Origin of the sequence: Streptomyces katrae (genome assembly GCF_000717655.1) — a bacterium.
GTDB classification, from domain to species: domain Bacteria; phylum Actinomycetota; class Actinomycetes; order Streptomycetales; family Streptomycetaceae; genus Streptomyces; species Streptomyces katrae_B.
The window spans coordinates 138,219-159,074 of sequence record NZ_JNZY01000006.1; the positions used below are offsets into that span (position 1 = coordinate 138,219).

The 20,856-nt window shown below is 71.3% G+C and carries 19 protein-coding genes; 12 read left to right on the forward strand and 7 right to left on the reverse strand.

Translation table 11 applies throughout. The annotated features are described in order from the left end of the window. The first annotated feature begins 28 nt into the window (after nt 1–28). From IF09_RS0109645 to IF09_RS0109665, 5 genes are read left to right on the forward strand one after another with little or no spacing between them, the layout of a single operon-like run. Entirely contained in the window at nt 29–961 is a 933-nt protein-coding gene (locus tag IF09_RS0109645) for a dihydrodipicolinate synthase family protein (RefSeq protein WP_030293980.1), read from the forward strand. A 16-nt stretch (nt 962–977) separates the two neighbouring features. Further along, nucleotides 978–1,982, forward strand: coding sequence for a proline racemase family protein (locus IF09_RS0109650; RefSeq protein ID WP_030293981.1), 1,005 nt, complete (start codon nt 978–980; stop codon nt 1,980–1,982). Nucleotides 1,983–2,008: 26 nt separating this feature from the next. Continuing rightward, nucleotides 2,009–3,025, forward strand: coding sequence for a proline racemase family protein (locus tag IF09_RS0109655; RefSeq protein WP_234320935.1), 1,017 nt, complete (start codon nt 2,009–2,011; stop codon nt 3,023–3,025). After that, entirely contained in the window at nt 3,022–3,969 is a 948-nt protein-coding gene (locus IF09_RS0109660; RefSeq protein ID WP_234320936.1) for an ornithine cyclodeaminase family protein, read from the forward strand. Before IF09_RS0109655 ends, IF09_RS0109660 begins: the two co-directional genes overlap by 4 nt. Before the next feature lie 56 nt (nt 3,970–4,025). Then, nucleotides 4,026–4,736: a GntR family transcriptional regulator gene (locus IF09_RS0109665; protein ID WP_037634477.1), complete on the forward strand. Its 711-nt coding sequence runs from the start codon at nt 4,026–4,028 to the stop codon at nt 4,734–4,736. Between the two features lie 46 nt (nt 4,737–4,782). On the opposite strand, the gene IF09_RS0109670 is transcribed toward IF09_RS0109665, so the two are convergent. Continuing rightward, a complete protein-coding gene (locus IF09_RS0109670) occupies nt 4,783–5,730 on the reverse strand; it encodes an SMP-30/gluconolactonase/LRE family protein (RefSeq protein WP_030293988.1) in 948 nt (315 codons plus the stop codon). 273 nt (nt 5,731–6,003) lie between these two features. Between IF09_RS0109670 and IF09_RS0109675 the strand changes: the two genes are divergently transcribed. The 6 genes from IF09_RS0109675 to IF09_RS0109700 all read left to right on the forward strand — a co-directional run bounded on the left by IF09_RS0109675 (nt 6,004) and on the right by IF09_RS0109700 (nt 12,500). After that, nucleotides 6,004–7,746, forward strand: coding sequence for an ABC transporter substrate-binding protein (locus IF09_RS0109675; protein WP_030293990.1), 1,743 nt, complete (start codon nt 6,004–6,006; stop codon nt 7,744–7,746). Between the two features lie 22 nt (nt 7,747–7,768). After that, a complete protein-coding gene (locus IF09_RS0109680) occupies nt 7,769–8,773 on the forward strand; it encodes an ABC transporter permease (RefSeq protein ID WP_030293992.1) in 1,005 nt (334 codons plus the stop codon). Continuing rightward, complete coding sequence (locus IF09_RS0109685; RefSeq protein ID WP_030293993.1) at nt 8,770–9,756, forward strand: ABC transporter permease; 987 nt, start codon at nt 8,770–8,772, stop codon at nt 9,754–9,756. The genes IF09_RS0109680 and IF09_RS0109685 overlap by 4 nt, the downstream gene beginning before the upstream one ends. Then, entirely contained in the window at nt 9,756–10,817 is a 1,062-nt protein-coding gene (locus IF09_RS0109690) for an ABC transporter ATP-binding protein (RefSeq protein ID WP_051832297.1), read from the forward strand. The genes IF09_RS0109685 and IF09_RS0109690 overlap by 1 nt, the downstream gene beginning before the upstream one ends. Nucleotides 10,818–10,918: 101 nt before the next feature. Next, nucleotides 10,919–11,854 carry an ABC transporter ATP-binding protein gene (locus IF09_RS0109695; RefSeq protein WP_234320950.1) on the forward strand — a complete coding sequence of 312 codons (936 nt, stop codon included), beginning with the start codon at nt 10,919–10,921 and terminating at the stop codon, nt 11,852–11,854. Between the two features lie 322 nt (nt 11,855–12,176). Beyond that, nucleotides 12,177–12,500: a hypothetical protein gene (locus IF09_RS0109700; protein ID WP_030293998.1), complete on the forward strand. Its 324-nt coding sequence runs from the start codon at nt 12,177–12,179 to the stop codon at nt 12,498–12,500. A 58-nt stretch (nt 12,501–12,558) separates the two neighbouring features. On the opposite strand, the gene IF09_RS46875 is transcribed toward IF09_RS0109700, so the two are convergent. Then, nucleotides 12,559–13,215 (reverse strand): alpha/beta hydrolase family protein, encoded by a 657-nt coding sequence (locus tag IF09_RS46875; protein ID WP_234320937.1) that lies wholly within the window; start codon nt 13,213–13,215, stop codon nt 12,559–12,561. Continuing rightward, the gene (locus IF09_RS40040; protein ID WP_234320938.1) at nt 13,116–14,279 is read right to left on the reverse strand and encodes a DPP IV N-terminal domain-containing protein; all 1,164 of its coding nucleotides are present in this window, start codon (nt 14,277–14,279) and stop codon (nt 13,116–13,118) included. Before IF09_RS40040 ends, IF09_RS46875 begins: the two co-directional genes overlap by 100 nt. A gap of 99 nt (nt 14,280–14,378) precedes the next feature. Between IF09_RS40040 and IF09_RS0109710 the strand changes: the two genes are divergently transcribed. Continuing rightward, nucleotides 14,379–15,926, forward strand: coding sequence for an MFS transporter (locus tag IF09_RS0109710; protein ID WP_030293999.1), 1,548 nt, complete (start codon nt 14,379–14,381; stop codon nt 15,924–15,926). A 57-nt stretch (nt 15,927–15,983) separates the two neighbouring features. On the opposite strand, the gene IF09_RS0109715 is transcribed toward IF09_RS0109710, so the two are convergent. The 4 genes from IF09_RS0109715 to IF09_RS45525 form a co-directional block, all read right to left on the reverse strand. Beyond that, a complete protein-coding gene (locus IF09_RS0109715; protein ID WP_030294000.1) occupies nt 15,984–16,697 on the reverse strand; it encodes a hypothetical protein in 714 nt (237 codons plus the stop codon). A 62-nt stretch (nt 16,698–16,759) separates the two neighbouring features. Next, nucleotides 16,760–18,142 (reverse strand): cytochrome P450, encoded by a 1,383-nt coding sequence (locus IF09_RS0109720; protein ID WP_030294002.1) that lies wholly within the window; start codon nt 18,140–18,142, stop codon nt 16,760–16,762. 114 nt (nt 18,143–18,256) lie between these two features. After that, nucleotides 18,257–18,877, reverse strand: a complete 621-nt coding sequence (locus IF09_RS40045; protein WP_234320939.1) for an excalibur calcium-binding domain-containing protein — start codon at nt 18,875–18,877, stop codon at nt 18,257–18,259. Nucleotides 18,878–19,576: 699 nt separating this feature from the next. Beyond that, nucleotides 19,577–20,470, reverse strand: coding sequence for a hypothetical protein (locus IF09_RS45525; protein WP_158709940.1), 894 nt, complete (start codon nt 20,468–20,470; stop codon nt 19,577–19,579). Nucleotides 20,471–20,856: the final 386 nt, after the last annotated feature.

Below are 20,856 nucleotides of genomic sequence, written 5' to 3' on the forward strand. Positions count from 1 at the left end.
GTCACACATCACTCTAGGGAGCTCTCACATGACCGACGCGCACACCCCCGCGCCCACCACCGGTACGGACACCCGCACCCGCCCCTGGCACGGCATCATGGTCGCCACCGCGCTGCCCCTGCGCCAGGACCTCACCGTCGACTACGACGCCTACGCCGAGCACGTCGCCTGGCTCATCGCCAACGGCTGCGACGGCGTGGTCCCCAACGGCTCCCTCGGGGAGTACCAGACCCTCACCGACGACGAGCGGGCGCGCGTCGTGCGTACCGCCGTCGAGGCGGCCGGGGACGGCGCCCGCGTCATGCCCGGCGTCGCCGCGTACGGCAGCGCCGAGGCCCGCCGCTGGGCCGACCAGGCGGCCGAGGCCGGGGCGGGCTCCGTACTCCTGCTTCCCCCCAACGCCTTCCGGGCCGACGAGGCGACCGTACGCGCCCACTACGCCGAGGTCGCCCGCTCGGGGCTGCCCGTCGTCGCGTACAACAACCCCATCGACACCAAGGTGGACCTGACCCCCGCCCTGCTCGCCCGCCTGCACGGCGACGGCAGCATCGTCGCGGTCAAGGAGTTCAGCGGGGACGTCCGCCGCGCGTACGAGATCGCCGAACTCGCCCCCGGCCTCGACCTGCTCATCGGCGCCGACGACGTCCTGCTCGAACTCGCCCTCGCCGGCGCGGTCGGCTGGATCGCCGGCTACCCCAACGCCCTGCCGCGCTCCTGCGCCGAGCTCTACCGGGCCGCCGTCGCCGGAGACGTCGCCACCGCCCTGCCCCTGTACAAGTCCCTGCACTCCCTGCTGCGCTGGGACTCCAAGACCGAGTTCGTCCAGGCCATCAAGCTCTCCATGGACCTCGCCGGACGCCCCGGCGGCGCCACCCGCCCGCCGCGCTTCCCCCTCACCGGGGAGACCGAGGCCGCCGTCCGCGCCGCCACCGAGAAGGCCCTCGCCGAGGGCCTCAACTAGTCACAAGGGGAGCGGAATGCGTACGCGCCACATCTACCACGCGGTGGACTCGCACACCGAGGGCATGCCGACCCGGGTGATCACCGGCGGTGTCGGGGTGATCCCCGGCGCCACCATGGCCGAGAAGCGGCTCCACTTCATCGAGCACACGGACCACGTCCGGACCCTGCTCATGTACGAGCCGCGCGGGCACTCCGCGATGAGCGGCGCCATCCTCCAGCCCCCCACCCGGCCCGACGCCGACTTCGGCGTGCTCTACATCGAGGTGTCGGGCCTGCTCCCCATGTGCGGGCACGGGACCATCGGGGTCGCCACCGTCCTGGTCGAGACCGGGATGGTGGAGGTCGTCGAGCCGGTCACCACCGTCCGGCTCGACACCCCGGCCGGGCTGGTCAGCGTCGACGTCCGCGTCGAGGACGGGGCGGCCACCGCCGTCACCCTCACCAACGTCCCGTCCTTCTGCGTCGGGCTCGACCTGAAGGCCGAGGTCCCCGGCTTCGGCACCGTCACCTACGACCTCGCCTACGGCGGGAACTTCTACGCCTTCGTCGAGCTCGACTCCCTCGGCCTCCCCTTCGACCGGGACCGCAAGGACGAGCTGCTCGCCGCCGGCCTCGCGGTCATGGACGCCGTCAACGCATCCGGAGACCGGCCCGTCCACCCCGAGAACCCCTCCATCGCCGGGGTCAAGCACGTCTACCTCGCCGCCCCCGGCTCCGACGGCCGCCGCTCCCGGCACGCCATGGCCATCCACCCGGGCTGGTTCGACCGCTCGCCCTGCGGTACGGGGACCAGCGCGCGCATGGCCCAGCTGCACGCCCGCGGCCTCCTCGAGCTCGGCGCGGACTTCGTCAACGAGTCGTTCATCGGTACGGAGTTCACCGGGCGGCTGACCGGGGAGACCACGGTCGGCGGGCTCCCGGCCGTCGTACCCACCGTCACCGGGCGGGCCTGGATCACCGGCACCGCGCAGTACTTCCTCGACCCGTCCGACCCCTTCCCGGCGGGGTTCCTGCTGTGAGCGCCGGGACCGCCCCCGTCCGGAGCGTGGACTACCACACGGCCGGGGAGCCCTTCCGGATCGTCGACGTCGCCGACGCGGGCCTGCCGCCCGTACCCGGCGACACCGTCGCCGAGCGCTGCGCCACCGCCATCGGCGCCGGTGGCTCCGGGACGGCCCCGCGCCGCAGCCCGCTGGACGACGTACGGCGGCTCCTCGTGCAGGAGCCGCGCGGGCACGCCGGGATGTACGGCGGGTTCGTCGTGCCCCCGGACGACGACGGGGCCCACTTCGGCGTGCTGTTCTGGCACAAGGACGGCTACTCCACCGCCTGCGGCCACGGCACGATGGCCCTCGGCGCCTGGGCCGTCGACACCGGCCGGGTCGCCGCCCCGGACGACGGCGACGTACTGGTGCGGATCGACGTGCCCTCGGGCCGGGTCGCCGCGACCGTGCACCGCAGCGGCGGACGCACCACCGGGGTCACCTTCCGCAACGTCCCGGCCCGGGTCAGCGCCCGCAAGGTGCCGGTGGCGACCACCCTCGGCATGGCGGAGGTGGACCTCGCGCACGCCGGCGCCTGCTACGCGTCCGCAGCCGCCCGTGACCTCGGCCTGGAGGTCTCCCGGGCCGCACTGCCCGAACTCGTCCGGGCCGGGCAGGAGATCCGGGCCGCGCTGGCCGGCCACCCGGGGACCTGGCACCCCGGCGGGCCGCTGCTCTCCGGGGTGTACGGGGTGATCCTCCACGAGGAGCTGCCCGACACGCCCTTCGGACCGCACCAGCGCAATGTCACCGTGTTCGCCGACGGGCAGATCGACCGCTCGCCCTGCGGCTCGGGAACCTCGGCGCGCCTCGCGCTGCTCGCCGAGGACGGGCGGCTCGGGGCGGGCGAGGACCTGCTCCACGAGTCGGTGGTGGGCACGGTGTTCACGGGCCGGGTGGTGCCGGTGCGCTCCGGCGACGGCCTGGTCACGGAGGTCACCGGCACGGCGTACCGCACGGGCGAGCACACGTTCGTACGGGATCCGCAGGACGCCCTCGGCCCCGGATTCCTGCTGTGATCCCGCAGTTCGAAGCCGAGGAGACGGCGGCGCTGCTCACCCCGGCCGCGGCCGCCGACGCGCTGGCCGGCGTACTGCTGGCCGGGCTGGACCCGGAGGCCTGCCCCCAGCGCTCGGCCATGCCCGTGCCGGGCGGCGGCGAGCTGCTGCTGATGCCGGCCGCGGCGGGGGCGTACGCCGGGGTGAAGATCGCCGGGGTGGCGCCCGGCAACCCGGCCCGCGGCCTGCCCCGCATCACTGGCTCGTACCTGCTGCTGGACGGACCGACCCTGCGCCCGCTGGCCCTGTTCGACGGCGCGGCGCTGACCGCCCTGCGCACCCCGGCGGTCTCGGCGCTCGCCCTGCGCCATCTCGCGCCGGCCGGGCGGCCGCTGCGGCTGGTGCTCTTCGGTGCCGGCCCGCAGGCGTACGGGCATCTCGAAGCGGTGCGGGGCGTGCGGGAGTTGGCGCAGACCGTGGTCATCGGCCGCGACCCCGTGGCCGCGGAGAAGCTGGCGGAGCACGCCGGCGCCCTGGGCGTGCCGGCCCGCACGGGCACCCCGCAGGACGTGGCCGACGCGGACCTGGTGCTGTGCTGCACCACGGCTCGCGAACCCCTCTTCGACGGGCGGCTGGTGGCTCCGGGCGCGACGGTCGTGGCCGTCGGCTCGCACGAGCCGGACGCCCGCGAGACCGACACCGCCCTCGTGCGCCGGGCGGCGGTGTACGTGGAGTCGCGGGCGGCAGCGCTGCGCGAGGCGGGGGACCTGCTGGTGCCGGAGGCGGAGGGGGCCATCGGACCCGGTCATATCAGCGGCACCCTGGCCGACCTGGTGACGGGCCGGATGCCGGTGGCCGGGCCCCCGAGTTGTCCACAGCTCTTCAAGAGCGTGGGCATGGCCTGGGAAGATCTCGCTGTGGCGGTGGCGATGTACCGCGCCGCCGGAGAGAACAGCGAAACGTGACATTGTACGCTGTTCCTCCGCACGTCGGTGGCGTGAAGGGTTTCGGAGGAACAGCAATGGGTGACCTGAAGCAGCACAGTCTCATCAAGGCCCAGGAACGGCTTCGCGACCAGGTCGGCCATGCCCTCCGAGCAGCCCTGATAGCGGGTGAACTGCGCCCCGGCAGCGTCTACTCGGCGCCCGGCCTGGCCGCAGAACTCGGGGTCTCCGCCACGCCCGTCCGCGAGGCGATGCTCGACCTGGCCCGCGAGGGCCTGGTGGAACCCGTCCGCAACAAGGGCTTCCGGATCACCGAGGTCAGCGAACGCGACCTGGACCAGTACACCGAGCTGCGCACGATGATCGAGGTCCCGACCATCGGCCGGATCACGAAGATCGCCACGGCGGAGCAGCTCGAGGCGCTGCGGCCCATCGCCGAGGAGATCGTCACCAGCGCCCGCGAGCACAACCTCATCGCCTACCTGGAGGCGGACCGCCGCTTCCACCTCTCGCTGCTCGCCCTGGCGGGCAACGACCGCCTGGTGGAGACGGTCGGCGACCTGCGCAAGCGCTCGCGGCTGTACGGGCTGACCGGCCTGGACGAGGCCGGAAAGCTGGTCTCCTCCGCCGAGGAGCACATCGAGCTGCTGGACCTGATGATCAGCGGGGACGCGGAGGCGGCGGAGGCCTGCATGGTCCGCCACCTCGGCCACGTCCGCTCCCTCTGGGCCCAGGGCCGCGACGAACCGGTCGGCCGCGCGCCGGGCGGCCTGGGGTCGGGCCTCTAGGGGATTTCACGGGGCTGCGCGGGGCTGCGCGGCGCGGAGGGCACCCTCAGCCGTCGAGCCAGCGCCGGCGCCCCGGGCCGGTCGGGTGCGTGCCGGTGACGCCCATGACCATCGAGTAGAGGCTGGTTTCGGCGGTGACGAAGAGGCGGTTGCGCTTGGCGCCGCCGAAGGCGATGTTGGAGACCGTCTCGGGGACGTTGAGCCGTCCGATCAGGGTGCCGTCGGGGTCGTAGCAGTGCACCCCGTCGTCCATCGCGGCGGCCCAGAGCCGGCCGCCGTCGTCGAAGCGGAGGTTGTCGAAGCGAGCCTTCCCGGGCGCCGCTTCGGCGAAGACCTTGCCCTCGGACAGCGTGCCGTCCTCGCGTACGTCGAAGACCCGGATGAAGCCGGCCCGGGTGTCGGAGACGAACAGCTGCCGCTCGTCCAGGGAGAAGACCAGACCGTTGGGTGCGCCGAAGCCGTCGGCGACCAGCTGCACCGCACCGGTGGCGGGATCGACGCGGTAGACGTTGTTGGCGCCGATCTCGCTCTGCGCGCGGTGGCCCTCGTAGTCGCTGGTGATGCCGAAGTCCGGGTCGGAGAACCAGACCGAACCGTCGGACTTCACCGCCGCGTCGTTCGGGCTGTTCAGGCGCTTGCCGTTCCAGCGGTCCGCCAACACGGTGATGGTGCCGTCGTGTTCGGTGCGCGTGACGCGGCGGTTGCCCTGCTCGCAGGTGATCAGCCGGCCCTGGCGGTCGAGGGTGTTGCCGTTGGTGTGCCCGGCGGAGCGGCGGAAGACGCCGACGGCGCCCGTCTCCTCGTCCCAGCGCAGCATCCGGTCGTTGGGGATGTCGCTCCAGACCACCTGCCGCCAGGCGGGCAGGTAGACCGGCCCCTCGGCCCAGCGGCAGCCGGTGTGGAGGACCTCCAGTGCGTCATCACCGTTCATGCACCGCCCGGTGCGGAACCGGTCGTCGAGCATCTCGTACAGCCCGGGGCGCTGGCTGGTCATTGGCCCTTCCCTTCTGGCAGTCGGAGGCCGAATCTCATCTGGCCTATGGCCAAGACTGCGAGATGATCTATGGCTCACGCCAGCGGAAGCCGAATGAAGAGGCGCGGATCACATTGGTCGTCGCCTGCTGCGGACACTGCCCCCAACGCGGCCTCGAACGGCGGCATTTGGGCAACGGCTGGATAACGGCGGCGCCAACCTCTTGTCAGTACAATTTCACATTACTATGTTACCGGTCACATCATAGAGCGCGGCCCTTCACTGGAGTGACCCATGACCAAGCGCACCCAACTCGCCCTCGCCACCGCCCTGGTGGCCGCACTCGCACTCGGTGCCTCGGGCTGCTCCGACCCCAAGAAGGGCTCCACCGGCGCCGGCGCGAGCAACCCCGCCGCCGCCAACGACGGCAAGATCCTCGGCGGCACCCCGGTCAAGGGCGGAACCCTGACCGTCCTGTCCAACCAGGACTTCGCCCACCTCGACCCCGCCCGCAACTGGGTCATGCCGGCCATGGACTTCGGGACCCGGCTCCTCTACCGCACGCTCGTCACCTTCAAGGCCGAGCCCGGCAAGGCCGGCAGCGAGCTCGTCCCCGACCTCGCCACCGACCTCGGTACGCCCTCCAACGGAGGCAAGACCTGGACCTTCACCCTCAAGGAGGGCGTGAAGTACGAGGACGGAACGCCGATCAAGGCGCAGGACGTCAAGTACAACGTCGAGCGCTCCTTCGCCCCCGACCTCACCGGCGGCCCCGACTACGCCGCCCAGTACCTGGCCGGCACGGAGGGCTACAAGGGGCCGCTCCAGGGGCAGCACCTCGACTCCGTCAAGACCCCCGACGAGCGCACCATCGTCTTCGAACTCAAGCGCCCGGTCGCCGAGTTCTCGGCGACCGCCACCCTCCCCACCTTCGCCCCGGTCCCGCAGTCCCAGGAGAAGGGCACCCAGTACGACGCCCGCCCGTTCTCCTCCGGCCCGTACAAGATCGAGTCGTACGACCGCGACAAGAAGCTCGTCCTCGTCCGCAACGAGCACTGGGACCCGAAGACCGACACGGTCAGAAAGGCCTACCCCGACAAGTTCGTCGTGGTCATGGGCCTCAAGGGCGGCCAGATCGACGACCGCATCATCGCCGGCGAGGGCGCCGACGCCTCCACCGTCCAGTACATGGACATGCGCCCCGAGAGCGCCCCCAAGGTGCTGCCGAAGCAGGACATCAAGGCGCGTCTGCTCGCCGAGTCCCAGGGCTGCACCGAGATGCTCTCCCTGAACAACTCCCGGGCGCCCTTCAACGATCCCAAGGTCCGCGAGGCCATGCAGTACGCCGTCGACAAGGAGGCGGTGGTCACCGCGGGCGGCGGCCCGGCCCTCAACGAGGTCGCCACCGCCTACCTGCCGCCGGCCCTCTCCGGCGGCAAGCAGGCCGACACCCTCAAGATCGCCCCGGCGGGCGACCCCGCCAAGGCCAAGGAGCTCCTCAAGGCCGCCGGCAAGGAGACCCTCAAGGTCTCCCTCGCCGTCTCCACCGGCGACAAGAGCAAGGCCGAGGCCATCCAGCAGGGCCTGTCCCGCGTCGGCATCGAGGTCGTCATCGACACCATCGACCCCGGCGCGTACTACGACGTCATCGGCGACCTCTCCACCACCCCCGACATGACGCTCTCCGGCTGGTGCCCCGACTACCCCTCCGGCTCCACCTGGATCCCCTTCGTCTTCGACGGACGCACCATCAAGGAGAAGGGCAACCAGGGCAACAACAGCCAGTTCCGCGACGAGGCCACCATCAAGCGGATCGACGAGATCAACGCCATGGCAGACGCCAAGCAGGCCAACCAGGCCTGGATCGACCTCGACGCCGAGATCATGAAGAAGTCCCCGGCCGTCCCGATCCTGCTCGAGCGCAAGCCGCTGCTCGTCGGCCCCAACATCGCGGGCGCCTACGGCCACCCCGTGTGGACCGGCACCATCGACTACGGCACGGTCGGCCTCAAGGACCCCTCGAAGAGCCAGGGCTGAGGGATACGGAGCCCCCGACACCATGACCACCACCGCACCCGGTGCCGGCGGCCAGACGGCCCCGGTCCCGGCTCCGGGCGGCGCACCGGCCCCCGGCGCCGCCAAGGACGGTCCCGCGGCGGCTGCCACCGGCAGCAGCCCCTGGCAGCTCGCCCGGCGGGAGCTCCGCCGCCGCCCCGCCGTCCGCGTCAGCCTCTGCGTCGTCCTCCTCTTCGTCCTGATGGCCGTCACCGCCCCCTGGCTGGGCGCGCTCGGCGGCTGGTCCCCCGAGGAGTTCGACAAGTCGGCCATCGACCCCTACCTCGGCGGCCAGCCCCTCGGCTCCCTCGGCGGGATCAGCCCCGAGCACTGGCTCGGCGTCGAACCCGTCACCGGCCGCGACCTGTTCGCCCGCGTCGTCCACGGCGCCCAGGTCTCCCTCCTCATCGCCTTCGCCGCCACCGCCATCGTCGTGGTCACCGGCACCGCCGCCGGAATCGCCGCCGGCTACTTCGGCGGCCGCACCGACATGGTCCTGTCCCGGCTGATGGACCTGACCATGTCCTTCCCGTCCCTCATCTTCATGATCGCGATGCTCTCCGTGGCCAAGGACGTCAACCGGATCGTGCTCATGACCGCCGTCATCGGCGTCTTCGGCTGGCCCGGCGTCGCCCGCGTCGTCCGCGGCCAGACCCTCTCCCTCAAACACCGCGAGTACGTCGACGCCGCCCGCGTCGGCGGCTCGAGCTCCTGGCGGATCCTGACCCGCGACATCCTCCCGGGCGTCTCCGGCCCGGTCATCGCGTACACCACCCTGCTCATCCCCGGCATGATCAGCACCGAGGCCGCGCTCAGCTACCTCGGCGTGGGCGTACGCCCGCCCACCCCGTCCTGGGGCCAGATGATCGCCGAGTCCGTCGCCTTCTACGAGACCGACCCCATGTACTTCGTCATCCCGAGCACCTTCCTCTTCCTCGCGGTACTCGCCTTCACGCTGCTCGGCGACGCCCTGCGCGACATCCTCGACCCGAGGGGCGGCCGCAGTTGATCCTCTACCTCGCGCGCCGGCTGCTCGCCCTCGCGGGCGTCCTGCTCGCCATCGCCGCCGTCACCTTCCTCATCTTCTACGTCCTGCCCTCCGACCCGGCCGCGGCCGCCTGCGGCAAGACCTGCAGCGCCGAACGGCTGGCCGACGTACGGGCGTACCTCGGCCTGGACCAGCCGGTGTGGCGGCAGTTCGCCGACTTCCTCACGGGGATCTTCACCGGCCGCACCCTCGGCACCGGCCAGTACGCCGTCCAGTGCGACTTCCCGTGCCTGGGCTACTCGTACGAGAACTCCCTGCCCGTGTGGGACCTGCTGATGGACCGCCTCCCCGTCTCCGCCTCCCTCGCCGTCGGCGCCGCCGTGCTGTGGCTCGTCCTCGGGCTCGGCGCCGGGGTCACCGCGGCCCTGCGCAAGGACACCGCCACCGACAAGGCCCTGATGGTCGGCGCGGTCGCCGCGGCCTCGCTGCCGGTCTACTTCACCTCCGTGATGCTCATCTACGGGGTCATCCGCGTCGCCGGGCTCCTGCCCTACCCCACCTACCAGGCCTTCAGCGAAAATCCGGCCGCCTGGGCCACCAACCTGCTGCTGCCCTGGACCGCGCTCGCCCTGCTCTACGCCGCCATGTACGCCCGCCAGAGCCGGGGTTCGATGATCGAGGCCATGGCCGAGCCGTACATCCGTACCGCCCGTGCCAAGGGCATGCCCGAGCGCACCGTCGTCGTCAAGCACGGGCTGCGCTCCGGGATGACCCCGATCCTCACCATCTTCGGCATGGACCTCGGCGGGCTGCTCGCCGGAGCCGTCATCACCGAGTCCATCTTCGGACTCCCGGGCATCGGGCGGCTGTTCTACGGGGCCCTGGTCAGCTCGGACCAGCCGGTGGTCCTCGGGGTCACGCTGCTCGCCGCCTTCTTCATCGTCGTCGCCAACCTCGTCGTCGACCTCTTGTACGCCGTCATCGACCCGAGGGTGAGGTACTGATGGGCGCCCCAGCCGCCGCCCCCCTGCTGGAGGTGCGCGACCTGCGCGTCACCTTCACCACCCCGCGCGGCTCCGTACGAGCCGTCGACGCGCTCGGCTTCACCGTGGAGGCCGGCCGGACCCTCGGCATCGTCGGCGAGTCCGGCTCCGGCAAGTCGGTCACCTCGCTCGCCGTCATGGGCCTGCACCGGGGCGCCGAGGTCGGCGGCTCCATCGCACTGGCCGGGCAGGAGCTCACCGGGATGTCCGAGAAGGAGCTGTCCCGGCTGCGCGGCCGGAAGATGGCCATGATCTTCCAGGACCCGCTGTCCAGCCTGCACCCCTACTACACCGTGGGCGAGCAGATCGCCGAGCACTTCCGGGTGCACTTCAAGGCCGGCCGGGCCGCCGCGCGCCGGCGCGCCGTCGACATGCTCGGCGAGGTCGGCATCCCGGAACCGGCCCGCCGGGCCGGCGAGTACCCGCACCAGTTCTCCGGCGGCATGCGCCAGCGCGCGATGATCGCCATGGCGCTGGCCTGCGAACCCGATCTGCTGATCGCCGACGAACCCACCACCGCCCTCGACGTGACCGTGCAGGCGCAGATCCTCGAGCTCATCGCCCGGCTCCAGCAGGAGCGCGGCCTCGGCGTCGTGATGATCACCCACGACCTGGGGGTGGTCGCCCGCGTCGCGCACGAGGTGCTGGTCATGTACGGCGGCCGGGCCGCCGAACAGGCCGGCGTCGACGAACTGTTCGCCGACCCGGCGCACCCGTACACCCGGGGCCTGCTCGACTCGCTGCCCCGGCTGGACGACGCCGACGACGAACCCCTGCGGGCCATCCCCGGTTCGCCGCCCTCCCTGCTCGGGCCCGCCCCCGGCTGTGCGTTCGCCCCGCGCTGCCCCCTGGCCGCCGCGGGCACCGCGGAGCAGCAGCGCCGCTGTGCCACCGAGCGGCCCGAGCCACGGCCCTACAAGGCCGCCGGGCGCACGGCCGCATGTCACTTCACGGGGGCCGGGGCGGTGCCCGTTGCCGCGCCCGCTCCGACCGCTCCGACCGCCCCGGAGGCGTCCCGATGACCGTAGAGGCCCGCTCCCCGGACACCACCGCACGGCCGGACCGGGCCGCCGGGACGGACCAGGCGCTGCCCGAGCCGTTGCTGTCCGTACGTGATCTCACCATGGCCTTCCCCGGCAGACGCACCGCGTCCGGGCGCCGGGGGGCGCCCGTCCGCGCCGTCGACGGCATCTCCTTCGATCTCGCGGCGGGCGAAACCCTCGGCCTGGTGGGCGAGTCGGGCTGCGGGAAGTCCACCACCGGCCGGATGCTGGTGCGGCTGCTGGAGCCCACCTCGGGCAGCATCGCCTTCGACGGACGGGACATCACCCGCCTTCCGCAAGGAAGGCTGCGCCCGCTGCGCCGCCACCTCCAGATGGTCTTCCAGGACCCGCACTCCTCCCTCAACCCCCGCCAGACGGTGGCCCGGATCATCTCCGACCCGCTGCTCGTGCAGGGCTGGTCGGCCTCCGACGCCCGCCGCCGGGCGGCCGAACTGATGGACCTGGTCGGGCTGATCCCGGAGCACATCGACCGCTACCCGCACGAGTTCTCCGGCGGCCAGGCCCAGCGCATCGGGATCGCCCGCTCGCTGGCCACCAGCCCCCGGCTGATCGTCGCCGACGAGCCCGTCTCCGCGCTCGACGTCTCCGTCCAGGCGCAGATCGTCAACCTGATGGAGCGCCTGCGCCGCGAACTCGGTCTGGCCTACGTGTTCATCGCGCACGACCTGTCCGTGGTGAAACGGGTCAGCGACCGGGTCGCCGTCATGTACCTCGGCCGGATCGTCGAGATCGGCGAGAAGCGCACCCTGTACGAAAACCCCCAGCACCCGTACACCAGGGCCCTGCTGTCCGCCGTTCCGCTGCCGGATCCGGCGGCCGAGCGGCGGCGGGAGCGGATCGTCCTGCTCGGCGACCCGCCGAGCCCGGCGGCACCGCCCCCGGGCTGCACGTTCCACCCGCGCTGCCCGAAGGCGCAGGAGATCTGCCGGACGGAGCGCCCGCTGCTGCGGATCGCCGCCTCGCGCGAGGTGGCCTGCCACTTCCCTGGCGCCTGACGGGGGGGGCAAGGGGAAGAAAGCGGAGGACCCGGGCCGACACGATCGGCCCGGGTCCTTCCGTTGCCCGGGTGTTCGCGCAGCGTCCCGTAACGTCATTCACCGCAAATGATCCAGGGGCGGAAATGACATCGAGTAGCGACGGATATGTGGCGAACGCCGCGTCCATCAACGGAAATTCGCCTCTTCTCGTTGAACTGGCGGGGCTCTTGTACGCGGGGCGGCCCGACGGCGGGATGACGGTCATGGCCCGGGTGCCCCGCTCGCACCAGGAGGTGTCGTGGCTTCGGCATGAACATCGAGGACGCGAGGCGGGCGCTGAATGACTGAGCAGCAGGTACCGGGGCTCACCCGACGCCACCGGGTGGCGACGGCCGCGGGCGCTGCCGTTCTGCTGGTGCTGCACACCGTGGCGGGCTTCTTCCTTCTCAACGCGCTGCTCACCGAGTCCGAGGGGCCCTGGGACCGGTCGGTGACGCAGACCGTCCGTCTGATGGCCGGGCTCGGCCTGTCGGTGGAGCTCCTGGCCGTCGCGGTCACGGCAGTCTGCGTGAACACGGCTCGGCTCAGTCGCTGGTGGTACGCGCCCGCGACGGCTCTGGTCCTCACCGCGCTGATCCGGACGGTCTTCGCCCCGCAGCCCTGACCGCCCGGCCGGGCACGCCCCGCCGGTGTCGAGGCCGGCGGGGCGCAGGGGACGGTGCTCAGGCCAGTTCGCGGCGGAAGAACTCCAGTTCCAGGGCCATGAGCTTCTCCTTCGTGCCGTTCGGGGTCATGTGGGTGACACCGGGCAGGGCCAGGAGCTGGTGCGGGCGGCCTGCGTCCGTCAGGGCCTGGGAGAGGCGCAGGGTGTGCGAGGGGTGGACGTTGTCGTCGGCCAGGCCCGTGATGAGCAGCAGCGGCCGGCTCAGGTGCGGGGCGTCCGGGATCAGCGAGTCCCGCTCGTACACCTCGGGGTCGTCCTGCGGGAGCCCGAGGTAGCGCTCGGTGTACGCGGTGTCGTAGTGCCGGAAGTCGGTCGGCGCGGCCCCGGCGGCCGCCGCGTGGAAGACGTCCGGGCGGCGCAGCACCGCCATCGCGGAGAGGTAGCCGCCGTACGACCAGCCGCGTATCCCGACCCGGCCGAGGTCCAGGTCCGGATGGCGTTCGCCGAGCGCGTGCAGGGCCGCGACCTGGTCGTCCAGGGTGACCTCGGAGAACCCGCGGTACACGGCGTGGGTGAAGGCGGGGGAGACGTACGGGGTTCCGCGGTTGTCGACGGTCACCACCGCGAAGCCCCGGTCGGCCCACCACTGGCGGTGCTGCCAGCGGCGCGGCTCGGCGGACACGTCCTGGAAGCAGGGGCCGCCGTAGCTGTCCATGAGGACGGGCAGCCGCCGGCCGGGGACGTGGCCGCGGGGCAGCACCACCGAGGTGGGGATGGCGTGCTCGGTGACCCGCTGCAGCAGCGGGACCACCTGGTACGGCAGCCGCGCGGCCAGGTCGGCGGGCTCGAACTCGCGCCCGTCGGCGGTGCGTACGGTCCGCCGGATCCCGTCGGCTCCCGGGTACGGCCGGTGGCCGGGTCGGCGGAGAGCAGCAGGACGCATTGCTGGAGCCGGTCCTGGACCGTCAGCAGGATCTCCGTCTCCGACTCCCAGTCGGCATCGGAGACGTACGGGTACGTCACCGCGTCCCAGTCGAGCCGTACGCGGCCGCCGCCCGGGCCGAGCACCCACAGCTGGACCTCGGCGTTGGGCCCGCCCGCCTCGGGATACGCGAAGTCCTCGGCCGGGAGCTCGGGGTGCGCGGGGTCGGCGAAGTGGCGCCGCTGGAGGGCGGATTCGTCGACGCGGGCGGCCAGCAGGGTCTCCCCGTCGGGGGACCACCAGTGGCCCCGGCCCCGGTCCAGTTCCTCGGCGGCGGCGAACTCGGCGATGCCCCAGCGGGCCCCGTCGGCCGGGCTGACCCGGCCGCCCGGGTGGGTGTACAGGGCGTCGTCGGTGACGTACGCGGTGCGGGAGCCGTCGGCGTTGAGCCGCGGGTCGAGGGCGGGCCCGGCGGCCGGGAGCTCCTCGGGCGCGACCGTGGGAGTGCCCTCGTACCCGACCCGGTACAGCCGCCCGTACAGCGGGAACACCGCGCTGCGGCCGTCGCCGGAGAGCGCGTACGAGCCGATCCCGGCGGCGACGAGCCGGATCCGCTCCCTCAGCCTGCGCTCGGCGGCCGGCAGGGTGCCCGGCTCGGGGGACAGCTCGCGGGGGTCGGCGAGGCGGGTCTCGGCGCCGGTGGCGGTGTCCAGGACCCAGAGGCTGTCGAAGGCATCGGTGGGGCCGGTGGAGCGGAGGAACCAGAGCAGCCGGCCGTCGTCCCCGAAGGAGAACGCGCGCGGGGCGCCGTAGGTGAAGCGGCCGGTGCTCGCGGAGAGCCTGAGGAAGTCATCCATGATCGGTAGTGTGTCATGTGAAATGGCACACTGTACATGTCGTTCGACCCTCGGCCATTCGAGTGGTGTACCCCCGGTAGCAGGTTTAGCGTCGAGAAAGTGGACGAGAACGCAACGCCGACCAGTAAGGGGCCCGACGGCAAGGTCCGGGGCAGCGGCAACGGGCTGGCGCTGGTCGTCATCGCCTCCTGCCAGCTCATGGTCGTTCTCGACATCACCATCGTGAACATCGCGCTGCCGCACATCCAGACCGCCCTCGGCTTCTCCACCGAGAGCCTGTCCTGGGTGGTCAACGCCTACACCCTCACCTTCGGCGGACTACTCCTCCTCGGCGGGCGCGCCGGCGACATCCTCGGCCGCAAACGCGTGTTCATCTTCGGCGTGCTCCTCTTCGGCCTGGCCTCACTGCTCGGCGGGCTCGCCCAGAACGAGGGCCAGCTGATGGCCGCCCGGGCCCTGCAGGGCGTCGGCGGCGCCATCGCCTCCCCGACCGCCCTGGCGCTGATCACCACCACGTTCCGCGAAGGCCCGGCGCGCAACCGGGCGTTCGCCGTGTTCGCCGCCGTCTCGGCGGGCGGCGGCGCGATCGGACTGCTGGCCGGCGGCGTCCTCGTCGAGTGGCTCAACTGGCGCTGGGTGCTCTTCGTCAACGTCCCGATCGCCCTGGCCATCGCCCTGATGGCCCGGCGCGTCATCCGCGAGTCCGCACGCCACCCGGGACACTTCGACGTCGCCGGCGCGCTGCTGTCCACCCTCGGCATGGTCGCGCTCGTCTACGGCTTCATCCGCGCCTCCCAGGAGGGCTGGACCGACCCGATCACGCTCGGCTCCTTCGGGGCGGCCGTGGTCCTGCTCCTGCTGTTCTTCCTCAACGAGCGGCGCTCGCCGCAGCCGATCACCCCGCTGCACATGTTCGCCGACCGCAACCGGGCCGGGTCCTACGGCATCATGCTCTTCCTGGCCTGCGCCATGTTCGGCATGTTCTTCTTCCTGACCCTGTTCGTGCAGAACGTACTGGGCTTCAGCCCGCTGCTGGCCGGCCTCGCCTTCCTGCCAGTGAGCGTCGTCATCGCCGTCGGCGCGGGCATCACCTCCCAGCTCCTGCCGAAGTACGGGCCGAAACCCTTCATGGTGGCGGGAGCGCTGTGCGCCTCGGCCGGCCTGGCCTGGCTGACGCAGACCGACGTCGACTCGACGTACCTGGGCAGCATCCTGGGCCCGATACTCGTCTTCAGCCTCGGCATGGGCATGAACTTCGTCTCGCTGACCCTGATGGCCCTGTCCAACGTCCGCGACCGGGAGTCGGGCGCCGCCTCCGGACTGCTCAACACGACGCAGCAGGTGGGCGGATCGCTGGGCCTGTCGATCCTGGTCACGGTGTTCGGCACGGTCAGCCGCAACGAGGCCCATGATCAGGTCCCGGCCTTCCTGAGCCAGGCCGCCCCCGCCCAGAAGGCCCTCTTCCTGCGGACCGGGCAGCTGCCGGACCCGTGGGGCGACCAGGTGCTCACCTCGGGCGTGAGCTCCGCGTTCATCGTCGCGGCCTGCTTCGCCCTGGTCTCCGCGGCCATTGCGCTGCTCGTGATCCAGGTCCGCCCCTCGGACCTGGAACGCCTCAAGGGCAACCACGCCCCGGCGGCCGTCTGAGGTGCCCTCCGGCACGGCCGTCCGAGCCCGGGCCGCCACGCACGGCATGGGCCCGCGTCACCCCGCGGCCGATGCCGCCAGCAGCTTCTCGTGCTGCCCGCGCGGAACGGAGGCCGGCACCGCGCCGTGGTACGTGGCGAGCACCCCGCGGGTGCGGACGACCGTGGTGCGCGAGGGCTCGTTCAGCGGAAGGCCCGGAGTGGTCCACGTGAAGACGACGCTGTCGTCGCCCGCGCCCGCAGCGGGCCCCGGTTTCACCACGACGCGGACGTCCTGATCGCCGAACATGAGGGTGTACGCGACGAACTCCTTGCACAGGGGCAGGGCCCGCTTGAGTCCCTCCATGACCGCCGTGGCCTCGTCCACGGTGTAACTGGCGAGTCTCAGGGAGTGGAGCCTCTTCAGGTCGAGCCGTCCCGACGGGTCGCCCGCAGGCCGTACCGCGGCCCGGAGATCGGCCGTCGGCCGGTGCTCGGCGTCCTCCCACATGAAGTCGACGAACTTCTGGCAGGCGGGGGGACTGTCCGGCGTGAGCGTGGCACGTGCCGCCCCGTTCTGCTGCCCGCCGGGCCGTCCTTCCGGCTGCCCGACGAGGTACCCGGGCAGCTGCCGCCCCGACGGCATCGCGGCCCGCAACTCCTCCGGGCCCAGCGGCTGCGCGCGGAACGCGCCGGGCGCCGGGTCCTGGCCTTCGGACCGACAGGATGCCGTGACCACCGCACAGACCGACAGCACGACGGCCGCCGTCACGACACGCACCAGGCGATGCACCCGGCCCCCTCCCTCTCGACGGACATCCTCGCGGGCAGCAGGATCCGGCGGTTGTGCGGTCGCTATCCGGCCGTGCTCCGGACCCGGCAGCGGATCGGGCCGTCCGCCCGCAGGGTGATCCCGGCGCTGACCGGGACGTCGGTGTCCAGGGCCTCGAACTCGTGCGCCCGCAGGATCATCGCCAGCGCGATCACCGACTCCAGCATCGAGAAGTGCTGCCCGATGCAGGCGCGCGGGCCGCCACCGAACGGGAACCAGGCATAGCGGGGACGGCCGGCTTCCGCCTCCGGGGTGAACCGGTCCGGGTCGAAGCGGTCCGGATCCGGCCAGTACCGGGGGTGCCGGTGCGTCACCCACGGGGCCAGGATCACGTCCGAGCCCGCCGGAATGGTCCGTCCCCCGACCTCGGTGGCCGCGACCGAACTGCGGCCGATGACCGGGGCGGCCGGATAGAGCCGCATCGCCTCCTTGAGGACCTGCGTGAGGTACGGGAGCCGGTCCAGGTCGGCGGCCTGCGGCGTACGGTCGCCCAGGACGCGGGAGACCTCCTCCCGGGCCCGCGCCTGCTGCTCGGGGTGGCGGGCCAGCAGGTGCAGGGAGAAGGCGAGCGAGGTGGCCGTCGTCTCGTGGCCGGCGAGCAGGAAGACCAGTACCTGGTCGCGCAGTTCGGCGGCGTCGAACTCCCCGTCGTCGGTGCTCGTCGCGGCGGCGAGCAGGCTCAGCAGGTCCTCGCCCCCGGCCGGGGCACCACTGCGCCGCTCGGCGATGATCTCGTCGCACACCGCGTAGAGCTCGTCCATCGCGGCGGCCGCCCGCTTGTTGCCGGGAGTGGGCCAGGTACGCGGGAAGCTGGCGGGGGAGTAGCCGCGGCGCAGCACGTACTCCGTGATGACCGGAAAACACCGGTCGACGACGTCGACGGTGGCCTCCACGTCCGTGCCGAACAGGATCCGGGCGACCGCGCGCAGGGCGAGCTGCATCATCTCCTCGCCGACGTCGACGACTCCGCCGGGAGCCTGCTCCCAGCCCGCGGCCACCGCCCGGGTCTCGGCCGCGACGGCATCGGCGTAGCCGTCCACCCGGCGCTTGGTGAACAGCGGCTGGACCAGCCGCCGCTGGCGCAGGTAGTCCTCGTCCTGGCTGGTGAGCAGACCGTTGCCGAAGGAGTCCCGGAGCTCCTGGTAGAAGGCGTTGTCCTTGCGGAAGTTGGCCGCCTCCGAGGCCAGGACCTGCTGCGCGCCCTCCGCGGAGAAGACGCAGTACAGCTCGGCGCGCAGCCCCGGCGGGCCGGCGCTGATCCGTACGACGTCGCCGCGCTGCTGCTGGGCGCGCAGATAGGTCCCGAGCGAGTCCGATTTCAGGTCGAAGAGCGAACCGAGCAGGGGCATTCCCCCGAGCGCGGGTACCTCCGTACCGGTTCCCGTCCGTGTATCCGCTGCTGCCATGGCCGCCCCCTCGACACCGTACCGACGGGGCCGATTCTGCCCGCCCGCGCCGGAGGCGCCGACGATCGCTCCGCCATGGGGCTGAAACCCATCGGTCTGTTTGCCCTTTTGTCGCTACTTGTCGCAGGCGATGCCGTCCTTGTCCCGGTCGAGGGCGTCGCGGTAACCGGGCTGGCCGCGCCGCATGGGCGCCGCCCCGGCGGCCTTGGCCTCGGCGCAGCTCTGGAAGTAGACGCTGCTCCCGCCTCTGCCGCCCCCGCTGCCGCCGCCGTCACCGCCGGTGGAGCCGCCGTCGGTCGGGGGCGAGGTCTTCGGCTTCGGCGGGGCGGGAGTCCGGCTCGCCGCCGGGGCCTTGGAGGGGGTGAGGGCGGCGCCGGCCTTGTCCGGGCACGGCCGGCCGGGCGCGACGAGCGAGAGCTCGACGGCGGACGACGGCTCGAGGGGGCTCCCGGCCGCCGGGGTCTGGAAACACACCGCCCACGCGGCGTGGTCCGCGGCCAACGGGACGTCGCTGTAGGCGCTGCGCGCCTCGACGGCTCTGCTGACCAGCTTCTTCACGGTGGCCTCGGCGTCGGTGAACTTCTGCCCGACGAGCGTGGGCATCGAGGCCGTACTGGGCGGGGCCGCAGGCACGGCAGGGGTCGTGGCGCCGGCCGGCTTGTCCGCACCCTTCTTCGGCGCGGCATCCTCGCATCCGCTGCCGAGCAGGACCACTGCCCCCACGAGCGCTGCCACGGCGAATCCCCGACGGTGGAACATGAATGACCCCCCAAGACCAACGCTCTGCAGAACCGCCGCAGCGTACGCGTGTCACTCCACCACACGCGAAGCGGTTTCACGCCGCTTTCCCCGGCATGCGCACGCCCACGAACACGCGGGCCCGCCGCTCTGCCGGAGCGGCGGGCCCGCGCGCGCCGTCCGGGGCGTCCGGACCTGTCACCGCATCAGATGTCGCGGAACTTACACCGCACTGCCGTGACCTCAGCGGACGAATTCTCAACCGCCCCTGACCAGCCCGGGAGTGGTCGACGATGGTCGTCGCCGGCCACCCTGGGCCACCCCCGGACGGCCCAGCGGCGGCCCACCACACGTTGCCTTCAAGAACAGCTCATCTCTCAGTGCATCGGTTACGGCCCAATGTCAGCGCCTCTAGAGCCGATGGCAACCACCGCCCCTTCCGGAGCTTCCGCAGCTTCTCCTCGGCCGCCGACCTGGGGCCCAGCTTCATCGAAGCGATCACCCCGTCGGTGTGAGGGGTGTTCAGCCTCAGGCCCACCGCCACCGACGCCAGGGGAGCGCGATGCGCGCGCCGTCGTCGTCTGGGCGCCGCACGCGAGGGCAACGCCTGTACGGCCGGACCGGGGGTGTGCCACCGACTCCGCTGGGAATCCGTGAGCACGCGGTGATGTAGGAGCAGTGCCATAGCCAGTGCTGTTACGGATCCAAGCGAAGTTCCGTGATGGACTGCGTGAACTGATCTCGTACGAGTGGGTCAATGTTCTGCACATTCTCGTCGTCACTGGACTGGTCTCGGGCACCAAAAGCTGTGGATAGGTACGGAGGGCGCGGGGGCGTCGCCTGCATCTCGCTAAAATGGACCACCGTATCGGCGAAGGGCTCGTCACCCAGCTTCTTTTTGGCCAGGCTCGTGGGGGCAAAATCCGTTCGCGTGCAGACATCTGATGCCGCTGGTGCGTGCTTGCATTTCCCCGGCTTCATATCTCCATTCGGCGTAGACATTGAAATGTATGCAGTCAGTCGAACGATATTTTGTTTGCCGTCATTCGCGTCGAATACGAACGAGTGGGTCCGTGTCTCTCCAGGAGCCAAAGACTCCCCCGTGGCTAGCAGATCGTCGAAACTGAGGAGGGTTTCATACTTTCCAAAATGTCGACGATTTGGCTTCCCCAGATCCAGCGTTGCACTCGCATTGCGGGCACTCATGCCTTCCGCCGACTCTACTCGGTGCCCTGTGACTACATAAACGGCGCCCAAAGTTTTCGCGGGTGCTGTGCCATTGTTTTTAAGTGTCACAACGCCGCGGATTCGGGTGGTCCTGCGCGAGGTGTTGATCTTCTCCAATGTTGCGGAGACGTCGACCTTTGGGCGTTCGTTTACAGGTTTATAAAAGGTCATATAAGCCCACTGGGAAAAACCCAGGAGTGGCAGAAGGGTGCCCAGGGCCACCCAGCCAAAATTTAGATGACCATATACCGCAGCGCTAATCACTAGCATGAGGGCGCAAAGGAAGAGAATGAGTGTCGGAATTAGCCATTCCATGTCGAGTGTCCGGCTGTGCAGGTCGATCCAGATCGGAATGAACAGCATGGGTAGAGCTGCAGCCTGAGATAGCAGCACAATCGGGTAATGCCAGGGGCTGTGAATCGTGGCGCCGGGGGGAGTGGCTGCGCTCGCACGGTCGCGCCGTCGCTGTTGGTTACGTGCTGTTCGGATAGCGGCGGAAATGGCACTCGGTCCGGTTGGCCTACGGGACGCGCCAGGTAGGATTCGGCAGACCTTTCGCAGGAGGTGAGCGAGAGAACTCCCGTGGTACATCTGGAGCAGTGCGACAATGTTGAGGGCTGTAATTAGGAATCTGAGGAGCGATGAGAGCACCTGCTCCTTTCCGTAATCCTTTACGTCGTAGACGGCGCTCCACGTGAAGAGGGAAATTTCTGCCAGGAGGATAAGCACGAGGAGCCAGCAAAGGAACC